The sequence below is a fragment of the Candidatus Villigracilis saccharophilus genome, from assembly GCF_016711665.1.
In genome coordinates this window covers 1-14,937 of record NZ_JADJSO010000085.1, presented here as the reverse complement: position 1 = coordinate 14,937, position 14,937 = coordinate 1, and the positions used below count along the sequence as shown (strand labels likewise).

General features: G+C 52.8%; 13 protein-coding genes and 1 pseudogene. 2 read left to right on the top strand and 12 right to left on the bottom strand.

What is annotated here, in order from left to right:
• Positions 1-15 precede the first annotated feature (15 nt).
• On the top strand, positions 16-771 hold the full coding sequence (locus IPL17_RS26625) for a thermonuclease family protein (protein ID WP_345310119.1): 756 nt from the start codon (positions 16-18) through the stop codon (positions 769-771).
• A gap of 87 nt (positions 772-858) precedes the next feature.
• Here IPL17_RS26625 and IPL17_RS26620 read toward each other — a convergent pair whose 3' ends face one another.
• The 7 genes from IPL17_RS26620 to IPL17_RS26590 all read right to left on the bottom strand — a co-directional run bounded on the left by IPL17_RS26620 (position 859) and on the right by IPL17_RS26590 (position 7,871).
• A complete protein-coding gene (locus IPL17_RS26620) occupies positions 859-2,031 on the bottom strand; it encodes a LysM peptidoglycan-binding domain-containing protein (protein WP_345310118.1) in 1,173 nt (390 codons plus the stop codon).
• A gap of 36 nt (positions 2,032-2,067) precedes the next feature.
• Entirely contained in the window at positions 2,068-3,687 is a 1,620-nt protein-coding gene (gene ggt / locus IPL17_RS26615) for a gamma-glutamyltransferase (protein ID WP_345310117.1), read from the bottom strand.
• Positions 3,687-4,718, bottom strand: a complete 1,032-nt coding sequence (locus IPL17_RS26610; RefSeq protein ID WP_345310116.1) for a hemolysin family protein — start codon at positions 4,716-4,718, stop codon at positions 3,687-3,689. Before IPL17_RS26610 ends, ggt begins: the two co-directional genes overlap by 1 nt.
• Positions 4,708-4,893 (bottom strand): hypothetical protein, encoded by a 186-nt coding sequence (locus IPL17_RS26605; protein WP_345310115.1) that lies wholly within the window; start codon positions 4,891-4,893, stop codon positions 4,708-4,710. Before IPL17_RS26605 ends, IPL17_RS26610 begins: the two co-directional genes overlap by 11 nt.
• 33 nt (positions 4,894-4,926) lie before the next feature.
• The gene (locus IPL17_RS26600; protein WP_345310114.1) at positions 4,927-5,574 is read right to left on the bottom strand and encodes a nucleoside deaminase; all 648 of its coding nucleotides are present in this window, start codon (positions 5,572-5,574) and stop codon (positions 4,927-4,929) included.
• A 114-nt stretch (positions 5,575-5,688) separates the two neighbouring features.
• Positions 5,689-6,738, bottom strand: coding sequence for a selenide, water dikinase SelD (gene selD / locus IPL17_RS26595; RefSeq protein ID WP_345310113.1), 1,050 nt, complete (start codon positions 6,736-6,738; stop codon positions 5,689-5,691).
• A gap of 83 nt (positions 6,739-6,821) precedes the next feature.
• Positions 6,822-7,871 carry a prohibitin family protein gene (locus IPL17_RS26590; RefSeq protein WP_345310112.1) on the bottom strand — a complete coding sequence of 350 codons (1,050 nt, stop codon included), beginning with the start codon at positions 7,869-7,871 and terminating at the stop codon, positions 6,822-6,824.
• A 110-nt stretch (positions 7,872-7,981) separates the two neighbouring features.
• On the opposite strand from IPL17_RS26590, the gene IPL17_RS26585 reads away from it, so the two are divergent.
• Positions 7,982-8,653 (top strand): hypothetical protein, encoded by a 672-nt coding sequence (locus IPL17_RS26585; protein WP_345310111.1) that lies wholly within the window; start codon positions 7,982-7,984, stop codon positions 8,651-8,653.
• 147 nt (positions 8,654-8,800) lie between these two features.
• Here IPL17_RS26585 and IPL17_RS26580 read toward each other — a convergent pair whose 3' ends face one another.
• From IPL17_RS26580 to IPL17_RS26560, 5 genes and pseudogenes are all read right to left on the bottom strand, one after another.
• The gene (locus IPL17_RS26580) at positions 8,801-9,475 is read right to left on the bottom strand and encodes a diguanylate cyclase (protein ID WP_345310110.1); all 675 of its coding nucleotides are present in this window, start codon (positions 9,473-9,475) and stop codon (positions 8,801-8,803) included.
• 127 nt (positions 9,476-9,602) lie between these two features.
• Positions 9,603-11,277, bottom strand: a pseudogene (gene ettA, locus IPL17_RS26575) (energy-dependent translational throttle protein EttA).
• A 329-nt stretch (positions 11,278-11,606) separates the two neighbouring features.
• Positions 11,607-12,866, bottom strand: a complete 1,260-nt coding sequence (locus IPL17_RS26570) for a caspase family protein (protein WP_345310109.1) — start codon at positions 12,864-12,866, stop codon at positions 11,607-11,609.
• 6 nt (positions 12,867-12,872) lie between these two features.
• Positions 12,873-13,265 carry a hypothetical protein gene (locus tag IPL17_RS26565; protein WP_345310108.1) on the bottom strand — a complete coding sequence of 131 codons (393 nt, stop codon included), beginning with the start codon at positions 13,263-13,265 and terminating at the stop codon, positions 12,873-12,875.
• A 250-nt stretch (positions 13,266-13,515) separates the two neighbouring features.
• Positions 13,516-14,916, bottom strand: a complete 1,401-nt coding sequence (locus tag IPL17_RS26560; protein ID WP_345310107.1) for a LysM peptidoglycan-binding domain-containing protein — start codon at positions 14,914-14,916, stop codon at positions 13,516-13,518.
• Positions 14,917-14,937: the final 21 nt, after the last annotated feature.

The window sequence follows — 14,937 nt, the reverse complement described above, 5'->3', positions numbered from 1 at the left end:
GACGGAATTTAGAATTTGATCAAACGCTTTCGTGATTTTTGGGAAAGGGACATTATCAACAAATTGATAATGCTCGTCAGCCTTTTGCTGGCTGGCGTGGTCTTTGCGTTCATTTACCTGCTCGCAAACCTGCCTGGCGAAAAATCATTAATTGATGCGGTTTCGATGATTTTGCCGAAGCCTTCACGGACCAGTGCTGATCCACTTGTCTATACTCCCGAATGGACTACGACCCCCCTGGTCTTTAAAAGTACTCCCACCTTCCTGCCAACCATAGCTCCCTCCCTGCCAACGATACAAACTTTGGATACCGCAACCCCTGTGTTAGCCTTAACAGCGCTTACTCCAAGTACAGGGATGGTTTTGAGCACGCTCACACAACAAATAACACCTGAAGTATTTGTCAATAAAAGCTGTATTCCCAATAATCCCGCGCAAATTGGCAGGGTGGTGGAGGTGATCGATGGCAGCACGATCAAGGTGCTTATTGATGGTCTGGTATATGTTGTACGTTATATTGGAGTGGAATCTCCCGAAGATGAATATATAGGCAGGGCTGCCAGACAGCTTAACTCTGTGCTCGTCTATGGCAAGGATGTTTCCCTTATCGCGGATGTTTCAAACAAGGATGAAAATGGCAGATTGCTGCGTTATGTTGTCGCCGGTGATACATTCGTCAACCTTGAAATGATATTCCAAAAATTGGGTACCGCTGTGGATATCCCGCCTGATTCAGCCTGCGCCCAGATATTTAACCAAGCGGAACAGTAGGTTACCAAACCTTCACTCAGGAATAATAAAAAAATGGCAGTCACTTTCGCGAAGTGACTGCCATTTTTTGTGTGTGATCTTTATTTCCTATGGAACCGGTGTGCCAACCACGGCAACACCTACCCAGGTAAAGACGCGCTTTTCGCTGACCGCGCCGGATGCGACCCAGATCGGTTGTCCCTGCTCATCTGAGCCGGACTGACGGACTGGGGTGATCCACCAGCGCAGGACATGCGCCACATTATCCTTCGGGCGGAATGAGGTCGGCACGATGTATTTGGTGTCGGTCACATAATCCGTCAGGCGGCGGGTCTGGTTGGCGGTCACATCTTCAACGGTGATCTGGTAGGCTTCCACATCGCGCAGGACGCCAACAGATGCCCATTGCAGGGTCACGACATCATTTGCCAGGGTGAAGGCAGCGCCGTCCGCCGGCAGGAGCAGGTTCGAGGCGGGGTAGGGAGGCGGGATCGTCGCTGTGGGAGTCGGCCCAGGCGTCGCGGCGCGCATACACAGCGGGATGAGCAAATTCGACCCGACGAATACGTTGTCAGTCGTCAGCCCGTTGAATTCCTTGATGGCAGACATCGGCACGGCGTAATTTAAGGAAATACTCGAGAGCGTATCGCCATCCTGAACGGTGATCGGAACGGTCTCGCAGGCGTTCTTGGTCGCATCCACGGGCAGGGAGGTACTGGTCGCCGGGGGAGGGATGGTTGGGGTTGGGTAGGGGATCTTGAGTACCTGTCCAACGCTGATCGGGCAGGTGGATGGCAGGTTGTTCGTGATGATGATGCTTTGGACAGAAACGCCAAAATTAAATGCGAGCTGTGAACACGACCCATCTCCCACGGCGACTGTGTATTCGAATGGAGGCTGGGGCGTGGCGGTTGGGATGTCCGTGGGCGGTTGGGTGGCGGTTGGCGGCTGACTTGCCGTGGGTGTCACCGTGGGTGTTGGGGATTCGGCTGGTGTGAGCGCAGTCCCGCCGCCCGCGCCTGTGCGCAAGACGAAGAACATAATGACTGCAGCCACAATAAGTACAACCGCGATAACCCCGACTGCAGCCGGCAGGCTTAAGGTTACCTCAGGCATACGGCTGGCCTGCACCGATTTTTTAGTTTTCTTGGCGGCTTTCGGCTCGGGCGGGGCGTTGAACTCGGTGCCGCACACCAGGCAGCGCGCCGCGTTCTCGCTCAGGCGCGTTCCACAGGTGGGGCAGACTTTTGTTTTATTGCTGGAAATGGGTTCTTGGTTCATACGTGAAAAAATTATACCATTGAACAAAAACGAGTTTTACAGAGTCATTGCGCAGCCGTCAGCGCGGGAATCGGAGCCGGCGACCAAAACCCCGCTTCTTTCGCGGACGATGACCTGTCCCCGTCCGAAGAGCGCGCGTTCCCAGCCTGAGATTTTTCGGGTCGGGTGTCCGCGGCGGGCGAGCGCGGCGATGGTTTTGTCAGGGATGCCTTCTTCGAGGCTGGCGAATCCGCCGTCTTCGGTTGGCTCGATGCAGAAGCGCGGCATATCCAATGCGGTCTGCGGGTCCATGCCATCGTCGATCAACGCGCAGGCGACTTGCATGTGTCCCTGTGGCTGCATGAATCCGCCCATCACGCCGTAGGATGCGTACAGACTGCCATCTTCTTCACGGGTTGCCATGGCGGGGATGATGGTGTGATATGGGCGCTTGTTTGGCTGTAATGAGTTGGGATGATCCGCTTCGAGGTTGAAATTATGTCCGCGATTTTGCAGGGTGAATCCCCAGCCTTTGGGGACGATGCCTGTGCCGAATCCCATGTAGTTGCTGATGATGAAGGAACAGGCGTTGCCGTCTTTGTCCACGACTGAGAAATATACCGTGCCCGAAGATTTTATCGGCGTACCGTGTTTTTGATCCAAAGTAGCTTTCTTCAAGTTGATGAGTTTTCTGCGCTCATCGGAATAGGCTTTGGAAAGCAGTTCATTCAATGGAATGGATGAGAAGGCGGGGTCGGAAACGTACCAGCGCGCATCTGCAAAGGCGAGGCGCATGGCTTCGATCTGCAGGTGCAGTCGTCGGGTGGAGAGAGGCGCGAGCGAGGCGAGATCAAAGCCTTCGAGCAGGTTCAAAGCCAACAGCGCAGCGAGTCCCTGCCCATTGGGTGGACATTCCCAAATGCGATAGCCGCGATAATTGACCGAGATGGGTTCATCCCAAGTGGAATGATGCGCGGCGAGGTCGGCCGTGGTCAGGCATCCGCCCGACTGCTGGATGACCTGCGCGATGGACTCGGCGATCTCGCCTTCATAGTAGGCTTTCTTTCCATCTTCGGCAATTTTGCGAAAGGTGCGAGCAAGCCCTTTGTTGGAAAAAATCTCGCCAGCTTTTGGCGCGCGGCCATCAATAGTTAATTCATGTCCGTTCAACGCAGAGGCGAGTTGGCGCCCTGCTCCGCGCTCCCAAAAATGAGCGGTGATGGGTGCTACGGGAAATCCGTTTTCGGCGAGGTTGATGGCAGGCGCAAGGATTTGCGACATTGGAAGCGTGCCGTGCTTTTCGATCAGATCGAACCAGCCCGCGCATGCGCCGGGAACGGTGATCGTGTATGGATGAAAGGGGGGAAGTTCCTTAATGTTCTCTTTTTGTAAACGTTCCAATGAGAGAGCGGATGGTGCGCGGCCTGAGCCATTCAGCGCAGTGATTTGTTTTGTGTGCGCATCATAATATAGCGCGAACATATCTCCGCCGATACCCGTTGAAGTCGGCTCGGTGACGTTGAGCGCGGCGGCTGTTGCAACTGCCGCATCTGCCGCATTGCCGCCAGCCGCGAGAATCGAAAGCCCCGCCGCGGTAGCCAATGGTTGTGATGTGGCGACCGTGCCATTGCGTCCCATCACAGGCGAGCGGCGCGAGGGGAATTGAGTATCTGTCATTAGGCTTGCGGTTTGGGGAGAAGCGTGACAAGCACCTTGTCCACGCGGCGGCCGTCCATATCCATCACTTCAAAGCGGAAACCGTTCCACTCGAAGTTGTCGGAGGCTTGCGGTACGCGCCCAAGCGAGGTCATGACGAAGCCGCTTAATGTCTCGTACTCATCTTCATGTGGAAGCGTTGTAAATTCGAACAGCTCTTTGAATTCATCCACTTCCAACATGCCGTCCAATAGCCACGATCCATCCTGTCTTTGGGTGGCTTGCGGTTCTTCGAATTCCATCGCCCCGACGATCTCTTCCAAAATATCATTGATGGTCAGTAATCCTTGCAGACCGCCAAATTCGTCAATCACAAGGAGCAATTCAGTATTCTTCTCTTTAAATAATTCCAGAGCGCGTGAAGCGAACATGGTTTCAGGAATGAAGTATGCGGGCTTGAGCAAAGTCTTTAGGTCGATCTCATTCCCCGATAAACTTTCAACCAGAAGGTCGCGTGATTTTACAATGCCAATAATCGTCTCAAGTGAATCCTGCCTGACAGGAAAACGCGAAAATGGGCAGTCTGCAATTTTTTCGCGGATCTCTTCGATCGAATCTGTGACATCCAGCCAGACAATATCTGTGCGCGGGGTCATCAACGAATAAACACGCGAGTCGCCGAGGCTGAAAATTCCCTCGACCATATCCTGTTCAGATTCTTCAAAGACGCCGGCCTGTGTCCCCTGACTGATCAGCATTTGAAGTTCTTCTTCCGTAATGGGCGGCTCTTCAGATGAAGCTTTACGCCCATCAAGTTCAAGATCGCTTCTGTTGAAAAGCTGAGCAGTTTTACGATCGGAGAAAACACACCTTGAAAAAACGCCGATCACAATACTGATGACTTCGCTGTAGGCTTCCAGGGCTGGGAATCTTTCCAATTCCATGTTGATCCAGACGCCGAGAGTAGCCCCGGTCAACGCACCGATCAACAGGTCAATGGATGTGATACCGATCTGGATCACGGAAAGGAATTGATTCGGGTTATCGGTCAATTTGAGAACAACCCCTGCACGCTACATCCCCTTTGTTGAATTGGTTTTGCAGGCGGGTTTTTCTTACTGACAGGAAAGCGGTTTCAGCCATGGCAAGCACGCCGTTCAACAACAGCAAAATGGCAATGGCGATGAGACCGCCGCTAAAATTGGTTTCTATGGGGATTTCTGACATGGTTGTTTTTAATTGATTTCTCTTTTTCTTTTCTTATTGTACCTGATGTGCAAGCCAATCAAAGACCTGATTTGCAGGCAATCCTGCTTTTTGTTTTTTACGTAATTCACCTGAGCGATAAAGCGCGATGCCTTTTTCCACGGCGTTCGGCAGGGTTTCGCGCAGTAGGTCATAAAAGCGGGAGGATAGGATGCTTTCGCCGCGTTTTTGAATCTCCGACTCAACACAAAGCGCGGAGAGGCAGTCTTCCAATATCGGGTCAAATGGCGCAATGACCTTAAAGTTCTTTCGACTGAGATAGGGAGTTGTGCCTAACAGATTCGTGCTTCCCGCCCAGGGATCATGCGCCGCGTAATGGAGCGTTTTTACATCTGACATATATACCGCTCCCATGCAAAGCGGACATGGCTCCATGGTCGTGTAAAGCGCAACGTTTTTTGCTTTACATTCAGCGTAATCCAATTTCAATGCTAACAACGCATTGAGCTCCGCGTGAGCCAGTTCATTGGCGCAAACCTGGTTGTCTGGCGCGCTTGTATCCATGATGCGATTGCGCCCGCGCGCGTAGATGTTTCCTTCCGCATCCGCGATCACAGCACCGATCGGAATTGTTCCGCTGCAATAGGCTTCCCACGCCATTTCAAGCGCAGCCTGCCACTGGGGTGAAAGATTTTCCCACATATTTATTCCTTCTTTTTTCAATCTTGTTTTCGATATTCTTCAAACGCTTATCCATCTGCGTGAAAAAGCTTTTCAGAATCAGCGGGACAATGAGGGACCACCAAACACCGAACCTCAAATCCCTTTCCTGCGCTGGACTTCCCCGATCACCCAGACAGGCTGATTGATCTCATCGGCGCGTTTTATCAATGAATTCAATTCTGCCTGTGGCACCCCGAGCAGCAATCCGCCGCTGGTTTGCGGGTCAAACAGCAGCATTTGATCCGGCTCGCTAACATCCTCGTCAAAACGGACCTTTCCGCCATAATGATCTTTATTATCAAATGCACCGCCGGGGAAAATTCCGCTATTTGCGTAACTGTGTGCGCCGCTGAGCATGGGAAGTGTGGAATTTTTAAATGACAGCATCACGCCGGATGCATCCGCCATTTCCATGCCGTGACCGAGCAAGCCAAAGCCTGTAATGTCCGTGCCGCCGCGCAGGTCAAACTCAGTTGCAAGCTGCCCCGCTTTTTTGTTCAAGCGCGACATCCATTGGATGGCTTCCTGGATATGTCTTTCTGTGGATTTTTCCTGTTTGAGCGCGGTGGTGGTCACACCGCCGCCGAGCGGTTTGGTGAGGATAAGCGCGTCGCCGACCCTCAATCCACTTTTGCTGATCATCTTGCGCGGATCTACAAAGCCGATCACCACCAGCCCGTACTTGGGTTCCTTGTCCTTGACAGTGTGCCCGCCTGCAATGACCACTCCCGCGTGGCGGGCTTTCTCAGCGCCGCCGCGCAATATTTCACTGGAGATCTCATTCGGTAAATTATCTGGAAGCGCGGCAATGTTTAGCGCGAGAAAGGGCTGACCGCCCATGGCATATACATCCGAGAGACTGTTGGCAGCCGCGATCGCGCCGTATTCATAAGGAGTGTCCACGACGGGCGTGAAAAAATCCGTGGTGACCACGATGGCTTTGTCTTCGCTTAAACGCCAAACAGCCGCGTCATCCGGTTCCGCAAGACCAACCAACAGGTCCGGATACGAGGCGGGGTCAAAGATATCTTTGAGGGGACGCAGGACCTGCGTCAGCGCATCTGCGCTAAGTTTGGACGCTCAGCCCGCGCAGGCGGAAAGAGTCGTCAGGCGGATTTCGCGTCCACTTTGTGGGATTGCCATTCTGCCTCCAAAAGAAAATGTGACCAGTGTCCAGTCTTTCTGGCACTGGTCACATTGATACCTACCTGTCCCGTTCGTTCTGCCTACTGGGGGATCTGTTCTGTATTGGGCAGCGGCAGGATGAATTGATTGCCGCTTGGAATAAAGATGGTCTGCACGCCGGGGGCGAGTTTCAAAATATATTGATATTGCAAAAGTGTGGGCGTGAGGGACTGCGAGAGCAATGTGTTGGCTTTTGCTTCGGCATCGGCTTGAACCAGACGCGCTTCCGCTGCGCCTTTGGCTGCGATCACTGCCGACTCCGCCGCGCCTTTCGAAGCGATCACCGCTGCATCTGCCTGACCCTGCGCGATCTGACGGGCCTGCTCGGCTTCCTGCTTTTTTGACTCAACAACGAACTTGGCTTGCTGTGCCTGCTGTTCGGCGACCTGCTTCTGTTCGACTGCGGCAGCATATTCATCGCTAAAGCGAATGTTGCGCATCAGGAAATCGGACATGATGATGTTATTGACTTTTAATTTTGTTTCGATCTCGGCCCGGATCGCGCTTTCCAATTCGGAGCGCTTGGTGCTGACCAATTCCTCCACACCAAATTGCGATACTGCGTTACGGATCGCGGCGCGGGATACCGGCCGCACCACATTTTCTTCATAACGGTTTTGCCAAACTGTATGCAATTGGATCAATTGTGTGGGGTCTGCGGCATAAATGACCGAAGCGTCAATAAAGATCTGCTGGCCGTCTTTTGTGCGCGCTTGAATTGAATCGTCACCCTGCACTGCGCCTTCGCTGCTTGTGGAAGACATTGTGTACGTTTGCCGCGCAATGGAATATTTTTGTACGCTCTCCACGAACGGGATGATCCAGTGCAGGCCCGGTGTCAATGCTACTTCGCGATACCCCTTCGGCGCGAACGCTGAAATGACCACGCCATATTCATTGGCTTGCAGGAACACCAGTCCCGCTCCCACTGTGGTCAAGAGAAGCGCGGCGACCAGCAAAACAAGTACAAGCGAGGTCAGTCCCTTGGCAGGCTGGTTGCGGCTCGCGCGCACAAAGATCAAAACCAACACGCCAATAAACCCGATCCAGGCAAAGGATGCGATCCCTTGCAGTAAAGTTGAAATATTCATGGTTTCCTCCGAAACATATTTTTATAGCACGTTTTTTGAGAGTACGAAATCTAACATTATTAATTATAACTCGCTTGCATATGCCCCCGTTGCGTGTTAATATTTCTCCTATGAAACTTGGCGCGGGTCAACTGTTTGAAATTTATTTGGATCGTTCTTTTGGGGTCATTTGTCCGCCCGAACTGATCCCCTCTCCCGGGCAATATCTGCTCGCCCACGCCGGCGGATCTGATTCACCTCTGGCAGTCCCTGTTTTCTTCAGCGACTCAGCGCCCAATGGATTCCGCTCCGCGCCATTGCGCAATATTGACTGGCAGCCCGGTACACGCCTCAACCTGCGCGGTCCGCTCGGACATGGATTCTCGATCCCGCAATTTGCCCGCAAAGTGGCATTGATCGCGTTCGACGAGTCGCCTGCGCGATTACACGGCTTGATCTCCATTGCGTTGCGGCAGGGCTCGGAAGTTGTGCTTGTCTCCAACTCCATCATTGACAATGTCCCCGAAGATGTCGAAGTTCAACCCATTCAGGCCATGCTGGAAATTTATCAATGGGCTGATTACGCCGCGTTCGACGTGGGGCGTGAGAATTTGAAGCCATGGAGAGAAAAGTTTGGGGGGAAAGAGCAGGCAAAGTCTCCGCGTGAAGCGCAGGTTTTGGTCCGCGCTCCCATGCCATGCGGGGCGCTGGCTGAATGCGGCGTCTGCGCATTAACGATCCGTCATGAATGGAAGATGATCTGTAAAGATGGACCTGTGTTCGCAATGAAAGATCTGCTCTAAAAAATACCCGGCTGATTAGACCCCTTTATCTCTTTGCCTGTCGATCCGCCTGCTTTTCCCTGCAATTTTTTCAATCGGCAGCTCTTCATAATAGAACCAGTTGCCAGTCTGCGTTTTTGTGACGGACTGGCCTTTGAAGTCAACGGGTCATTTTTTTGATGCGAAAGCATGTTTGTATTTGACCAATAGATTATCAAGCGCTTCACGCAGAAGGACCGCCTCACCCACGCCCTGCTCCTTTGCGAGTTCGGAGAGACGTTCCAGTTGTGTAAGAGTGTAGTGCGATGTCTTGGGTGACATCTTTTCTTCATAGGCGAGGACGATCTTGTTCCTTCCATTAATTTTCGCCTTATACAAAGCCTGATCTGCTTTGCGGAGAAGTTCATTTTCATCCTGTCCATCAATGGGGAAGGCTGCGATCCCGCCGCTGATGGTCAATTGAGCATTAACTTTTTTCTTCCCGTCAGAAAGGCTTTTTAATTGAGCGATTTCCGCGCGCGCGCTTTCAATGACCAGGAAGGCCTGCTCCCGTTCCGTATCGGGGAAGATCAGTGTGTATTCTTCGCCTCCATAGCGGCATACGATCGCCTTGTCTCCCGCCACACGCTGAACAATGTCCCCGACAGCTTTGATGATCACGTCTCCCGCTTCGTGTCCCAGGCTGTCGTTCAGGCGTTTGAAATGATCTATGTCGAGAAACGCCAGAGAGAGGGGCCGGTCTGTTTGCTGGGCGTGTAACACCGCCGCCTTTAATTTTTCTTCAAAGCCTTTGCGCGTGATCAGCCCCGTTAATTGATCGTGAGGTGAGTTATCGGTTGACATTACTGCTCCTTTTATCTTATATGCTTATCATATATTAATATAATATATCAACATATTATTTAAGTCAATACCCAATAAAGCAAAGGAACCGCCCTTTTGGGCGGTTCCTTTGCTTTAGGAAAATAGCTTAGCGTTTCAGCTGTCGATACTTGACCCGGTGCGGCTGCAGGTCCTTTCCGAATTTTTCCATCATCATTTCTTCATAATCAGACCAGTTGCCGACGTACATCTTTGCGATCGACTCACCTTCAAAAGCGATGATGTGGGTGCAGATGCGGTCGAGGAACCAGCGGTCATGGCTGACGACGACCGCCACGCCCGCGTATTCTTCAAGGGATTCTTCCAACGCGCGCAGTGTGTTCACGTCCAGATCATTGGTCGGTTCATCGAGCAATAACACATTCGCGCCTTCGGTTAATGTCTTGGCCAGATGCACGCGGTTGCGTTCACCCCCGGAGAGCACGCCGACTTTCTTTTGTTGATCTGCGCCTGCGAAGTTGAACGAGGAGCAGTATCCGCGCGCGTTGACTTTGCGTTTGCCAAGCTCCAAGAAGTCCGCGCCGCCTGAGATCTCTTCGTAGACGGTTTTCTCGGGGTCGAGAGTGCGGGTTTGGTCGGCATAAGCCAGCTTGACGGTCTCGCCGATCTTGATCGTGCCGCTGTCGGGAGTCTCTTTACCCGTGATCATTTTCAACAACGTGGTTTTACCCGCGCCATTGGGACCAATGATTCCCACGATACTGCCCGGGAGAATGGAAGCAGAAAATCCTTCGAGAATGAGGCGATCATCATAGGATTTGGTTACCTTGTCAAATTCAAAGACCAGGTCGCCGAGCCGCGGACCGGGCGGGATATAAATTTCCAGGTCCTCACGGCGCTTCTCGGCTTCCGCGTTGAGCAGCTGTTCATAGGAAGTGACACGCGCCTTGCCTTTGGACTGACGCGCCTTGGGCGACATGCGGATCCATTCGAGTTCGCGCATGAGAGTCTTCTGGCGTTGACTTTCAGCCTTCTCTTCATTGGCGAGTCGATTCTCTTTTTGTTCGAGCCATGAAGAATAATTTCCCTTCCACGGAATTCCATAGCCGCGGTCGAGTTCGAGGATCCAGCCCGCCACGTTGTCGAGGAAGTAACGGTCATGCGTGACAGCGATGACGGTTCCTTTATATTCGCGCAGATGATGTTCGAGCCACGCCACGGATTCGGCATCGAGGTGGTTGGTGGGTTCGTCGAGCAGGAGAATGTCTGGTTCGCTGAGCAGCAAGCGGGTCAGCGCGACGCGGCGTCTTTCTCCGCCAGAAAGAATCTCGATCGGCGTATCCGACGGTGGACAGCGCAAGGCATCCATCGCCACTTCGAGATGTGAATCCAGATTCCACGCATCGTGCTTGTCGAGTTGTTCCTGCAGTTTGGATTGCTCGGTGACGAGCGCGTCGAAGTCCGCATCGGGTTCGGCGAATTTGGCGTTGACCTCATCGAAGCGCGCCAGCATTTCAACGATCGGAGCGACCGCTTCCTTCACGACCTCGATGACTGTTTTTGTTTCATCGAGCTTTGGTTCCCTGTTCGAGAAAGCCGACCGTGTAGCCTTTCGCCGCGGATATTTCACCGATGTAGTCGTGATCGATGCCCGCCATAATGCGCAGCAGCGTGGACTTGCCCGCGCCGTTCAGACCGAGCACGCCGATCTTCGCGCCGTAATAAAACCCGAGCGAAATATCGCGCAGGATCATTTTGTTGCTGGATGGGATCAGACGTCCCACTTTGTTCATGGAGTAGATTACAAGGGATTCATTTGCCATAGTGAGGTGATTTTACCAGTTGTTTAACCATGAAGGCATGCGAGTTTCAACACCTGACAACCCCCAGACAAAACCCAACAGCCACAAAGCTTTTACGAAAATTACTTGCTCCCACCTAAAAATGCCGCCCAGCCAACCAGTTTTCGTCCGAAGGCAAAATTCCCCGTGGCCACAGCCAGCCAGTAATATTCCCAGGTGAAGACTCCACCAATCAAGACCCGGACTGGAGTAGAGAAAGTTATGCAAAGCCATAGAAAGAACGATCCCTGCGACCGTATTGGTCCCGATCCACCCGATATTCAATCGATCTCGAAAGACATACCACTGTATCAAGCTCGATACGAATGCCAGCACCGTGAATTGATGAACAGGCGTTGTGACATGTTATACCAATAGAATACGATTGAGAGCAAAATTGCTGCAATACTGGCTTGGATCCATTTGGGCCAGAACGAACGATTAAAAAAGGACTCTGAAGTGCCATCAGCAACCGGCCGTGATGATATGGTCTCTGGCGTGGGTGGCATGTCGATTTCAGCCGTCGCAGCGTCACTCGACAACTTTGCTGTTTCAGGTCTCATCTCCACAGGTGGCGCGGAAACTCCCGTTTTGCTCGCTGGGACATGCGTCTTTTCAAATTCCAAAAGTAATCTCTCTGCCGCGGAAGAGATCCTTCGGCTGTCGTCCCCCGTCATTTTCTCAAGAGAGAGGCGCGCCAGATTTGCCAGTTCAGTATCACGTGAACTTAACAACTTTCCCAATTCATGGACGGCGCTCTCCCGAATGGACGTGAACGAACTTTCCACAGCCTGCGCAAGTTCAAGCGGAAGTTCCACGACTCTTTTTCTGGCGTTCGGATTTCGGGCAATGATCAGGTCGCCCTGCTGGTTGTACGACCAGCAGTGTGGAATCTGTCTGGGAGTCTCCGAGACGACTTTGGCATAGGTATAGTCATACCATTCGTCAAGAGAAATATGCCCGTCGTGATCCGTGTCAGCTTCCCCCGTTTTCAAACCTTCCAATAAAAAGTGGGTGAACAGGGACAGGTCGGTTTGGCGGATGACCTGATCCCCTTCCAATGCATATTGTGTCGAGTCGGAGGCGGTCATGACGACGCGTCCATATCCGCTGCCTTCAAAGGTCGCTTCGGTGACCGCCTTTTGCTCGCCCTTGGTCCCGCGCGCAAACGCTCCGCTGTGGCAGCAATCCAGGATCAGGATCTGTCTTCTCGAGCGGCAGCTATCCATCTCATCCGAAATAAATGTGGACGGGATGGCTGTCGCTTTCAGCAAAGTGGTTTCTGTATCTTTCAGGCTGAGAAATAAACGGCCGCGGTCATCCAAAACTCCATGCCCTGAAAAGTAAACCAAAACAAGATCATCGGGTTTTTTATTGGTCAGGAAAGTGCTGATCGCGCGGCGGATCTCGGTTTCATTTTTATTGATGAGCGGCGTGACCTGATCAAAGGAGCCGATATCCTTGTCTGCCAGCACCTTTGCCAGCGCCTGTGAATCGGCGGCGGGAGTTTTCAGCTGTGCCAGTTTTGGGTCGTCATATTGATTGTTACCGATGATCAGCGCGTATTTCATGGAAGGTCACACCTTTAGGGATTTGCCCAAAGTCTTTACAAGAACTTCCATATCTTTTGCGGTTGTTTTCGTTGGATCATATTCGATCTGTGCCGTTCTTTTCCCGATCCTGACCTTGATCTTGACCGGTGTGGACGGTTTGCGTTCCACCCATGATTTCAGCAATTCAAAAAGCGGAGGAATGATGGTCGGGGCCAATGTCACAGCCATCTGACCGATGACTGTGATATCCAGCGCTTTTGTGCCGTCTGGGGCGCTTCCATTTGTGACGTCTTCAACCGAATCCACGCTCAGGTCTTGTACCTCGGCTTTCAACTGGCGCGTTAATTCATCCAGCTCGGCTTCGTGCCCCTCTTCCAACAATACTTCGATAAACAGTTCGGCAGGGTTTTCGGACATGTTCTCTCCAGATTTTACATATATCATACGATTAATTGAAGAGAATTGCAAACAGTAATATGCATACCGAGATCAGCAGGATGGGGGAATAAAAAACTCCGAGGATGATCTCGGAGCTTTGTTTTGGCGTCCGGCGTTGCTCGTGGAGTGGAATATTTTTCACTCAACATGTTTGGCAGACACTTGCGCCGTACGCCAGTGCGGTGTTGCGCAGATTTGAATTTTTTGCTGTTACCGCAAAAGTTTATTTCTAACTTTTGCGTGCAAACCTCCACCAAAGCAAGCCGCCGATCACAAGAACGATCACACCTAAAATAAGGATCAGGCTAAATCCGCGCGGAGTTTCTGTCTCAGTGACAAGCGGAGTTTGCGTTGGCGGCGGTGGAGTCAGGGATGGGATTGCAGACGGCGTAACCGGCGTGGGGGGGAGAGTCGGCGTTTCGATGGCAGTGGCCGTTGGCGGCGGGGTGACGAGCAGCAGCAATTTTTGTCCCGGGCGGATGACGGAGCTGGTATCCAGCCCATTCCAGGCCATCAGATTCGTGAGTGAAACATCATACAGGCCGGAGATCCAGAAGAGTGTTTCGCCGCTCTGGACCGTGTGGTAATACCTGCCATCGGCTTCAGGGGTGAGTTTTTGGATGGAACTCAGGGTCGGGCTGGGGGTGATGTTGCCCGGTGAGATCAACAGCTTTTGCCCGATTTGCAGCGGCCAATCCGCCTGCAGTCCATTCAATGCCAGGATGCGGTCCATCGGGACGTGATACGCGTCAGAGATCGTGATCAACGCCTGATAGGCCTGCACTTCATGGACGATCCTGCCGTCCGCGTCCGGTGCCGCGGGCACGATCATGCCGATCGGAGTCGGCGTGGCGTAGCCGGCCGTGTCCTTGCCCGGGATGAACAGGCGCTGACCCGCTTTGAGCGGGGTATCACGGGACAGGTTGTTCCAGACCTCGATGTCGTGGATGGTGATCTGGTAGGCAATCGCGATCGACCAGAAGGATTGCCCCGCCTGAACCTCATGAAAGACCTTGCCTTCCGCATCCGCTGTGGCGATCTTGACCGGCAGGATCAACTGCGAGACCGGGTTTGGAATGGTCCCAACTTGTGGAGTCCCGCCTATGGAAGGGGATGAACTGCCGCATTCCTGCCCGGAGACATAGGCAGCCTGCAGGATGTAATAGATCCGCCCATCCGAGGTTTGAGCCGCGCCCGCGCCGACATTGCAATACGCGGCAGTGACCGCCGGGCGCATGTGTTCCGCGTCTGCCCAGACCGCCATGATCTCGTCAATGCCCATGCCTCCGCTGCTGACAGCAAAGTTTTCCGTGGCCCAGACTGTTCCGCCGCCGCCATACCCAGCGGATGCGATCCGTCCGCGCACATCGCCGATATGCCACGACATATTATTGGCCGCCATGATCGCCGCTGTATTTTGGGCAACCGCATTGACGATCGGGTCTTCGATCAGAGCGGGGAATCCGTACGCAACGCGCAGTGTGTTCATCGCAAGGATCAACTCATAAGCGCTGACCTGCTGCGCCGGGGCAGACTGGACTTCGTCCGCCTTCACAACCTGCAGCGGGTGGATCGCCCCCATTCCGAACAGGATGAGGAGACATAACGCAAAAAATCGTTGAAAACTCATCCGATAATTATAATTCTATAA

Excerpts from the sequence above, each read along its gene's own strand:
- IPL17_RS26620 (WP_345310118.1), bottom strand. The coding sequence starts at position 2,031 with ATGAACCAAGAACCCATTTCCAGCAATAAAACAAAAGTCTGCCCCACC.
- ggt (WP_345310117.1), bottom strand. The coding sequence starts at position 3,687 with ATGACAGATACTCAATTCCCCTCGCGCCGCTCGCCTGTGATGGGACGC.
- IPL17_RS26605 (WP_345310115.1), bottom strand. The coding sequence starts at position 4,893 with ATGTCAGAAATCCCCATAGAAACCAATTTTAGCGGCGGTCTCATCGCC.
- IPL17_RS26600 (WP_345310114.1), bottom strand. The coding sequence starts at position 5,574 with ATGTGGGAAAATCTTTCACCCCAGTGGCAGGCTGCGCTTGAAATGGCG.
- IPL17_RS26590 (WP_345310112.1), bottom strand. The coding sequence starts at position 7,871 with ATGAATATTTCAACTTTACTGCAAGGGATCGCATCCTTTGCCTGGATC.
- IPL17_RS26585 (WP_345310111.1), top strand. The coding sequence starts at position 7,982 with ATGAAACTTGGCGCGGGTCAACTGTTTGAAATTTATTTGGATCGTTCT.
- IPL17_RS26580 (WP_345310110.1), bottom strand. The coding sequence starts at position 9,475 with ATGTCAACCGATAACTCACCTCACGATCAATTAACGGGGCTGATCACG.
- IPL17_RS26570 (WP_345310109.1), bottom strand. The coding sequence starts at position 12,866 with ATGAAATACGCGCTGATCATCGGTAACAATCAATATGACGACCCAAAA.
- IPL17_RS26565 (WP_345310108.1), bottom strand. The coding sequence starts at position 13,265 with ATGTCCGAAAACCCTGCCGAACTGTTTATCGAAGTATTGTTGGAAGAG.
- IPL17_RS26560 (WP_345310107.1), bottom strand. The coding sequence starts at position 14,916 with ATGAGTTTTCAACGATTTTTTGCGTTATGTCTCCTCATCCTGTTCGGA.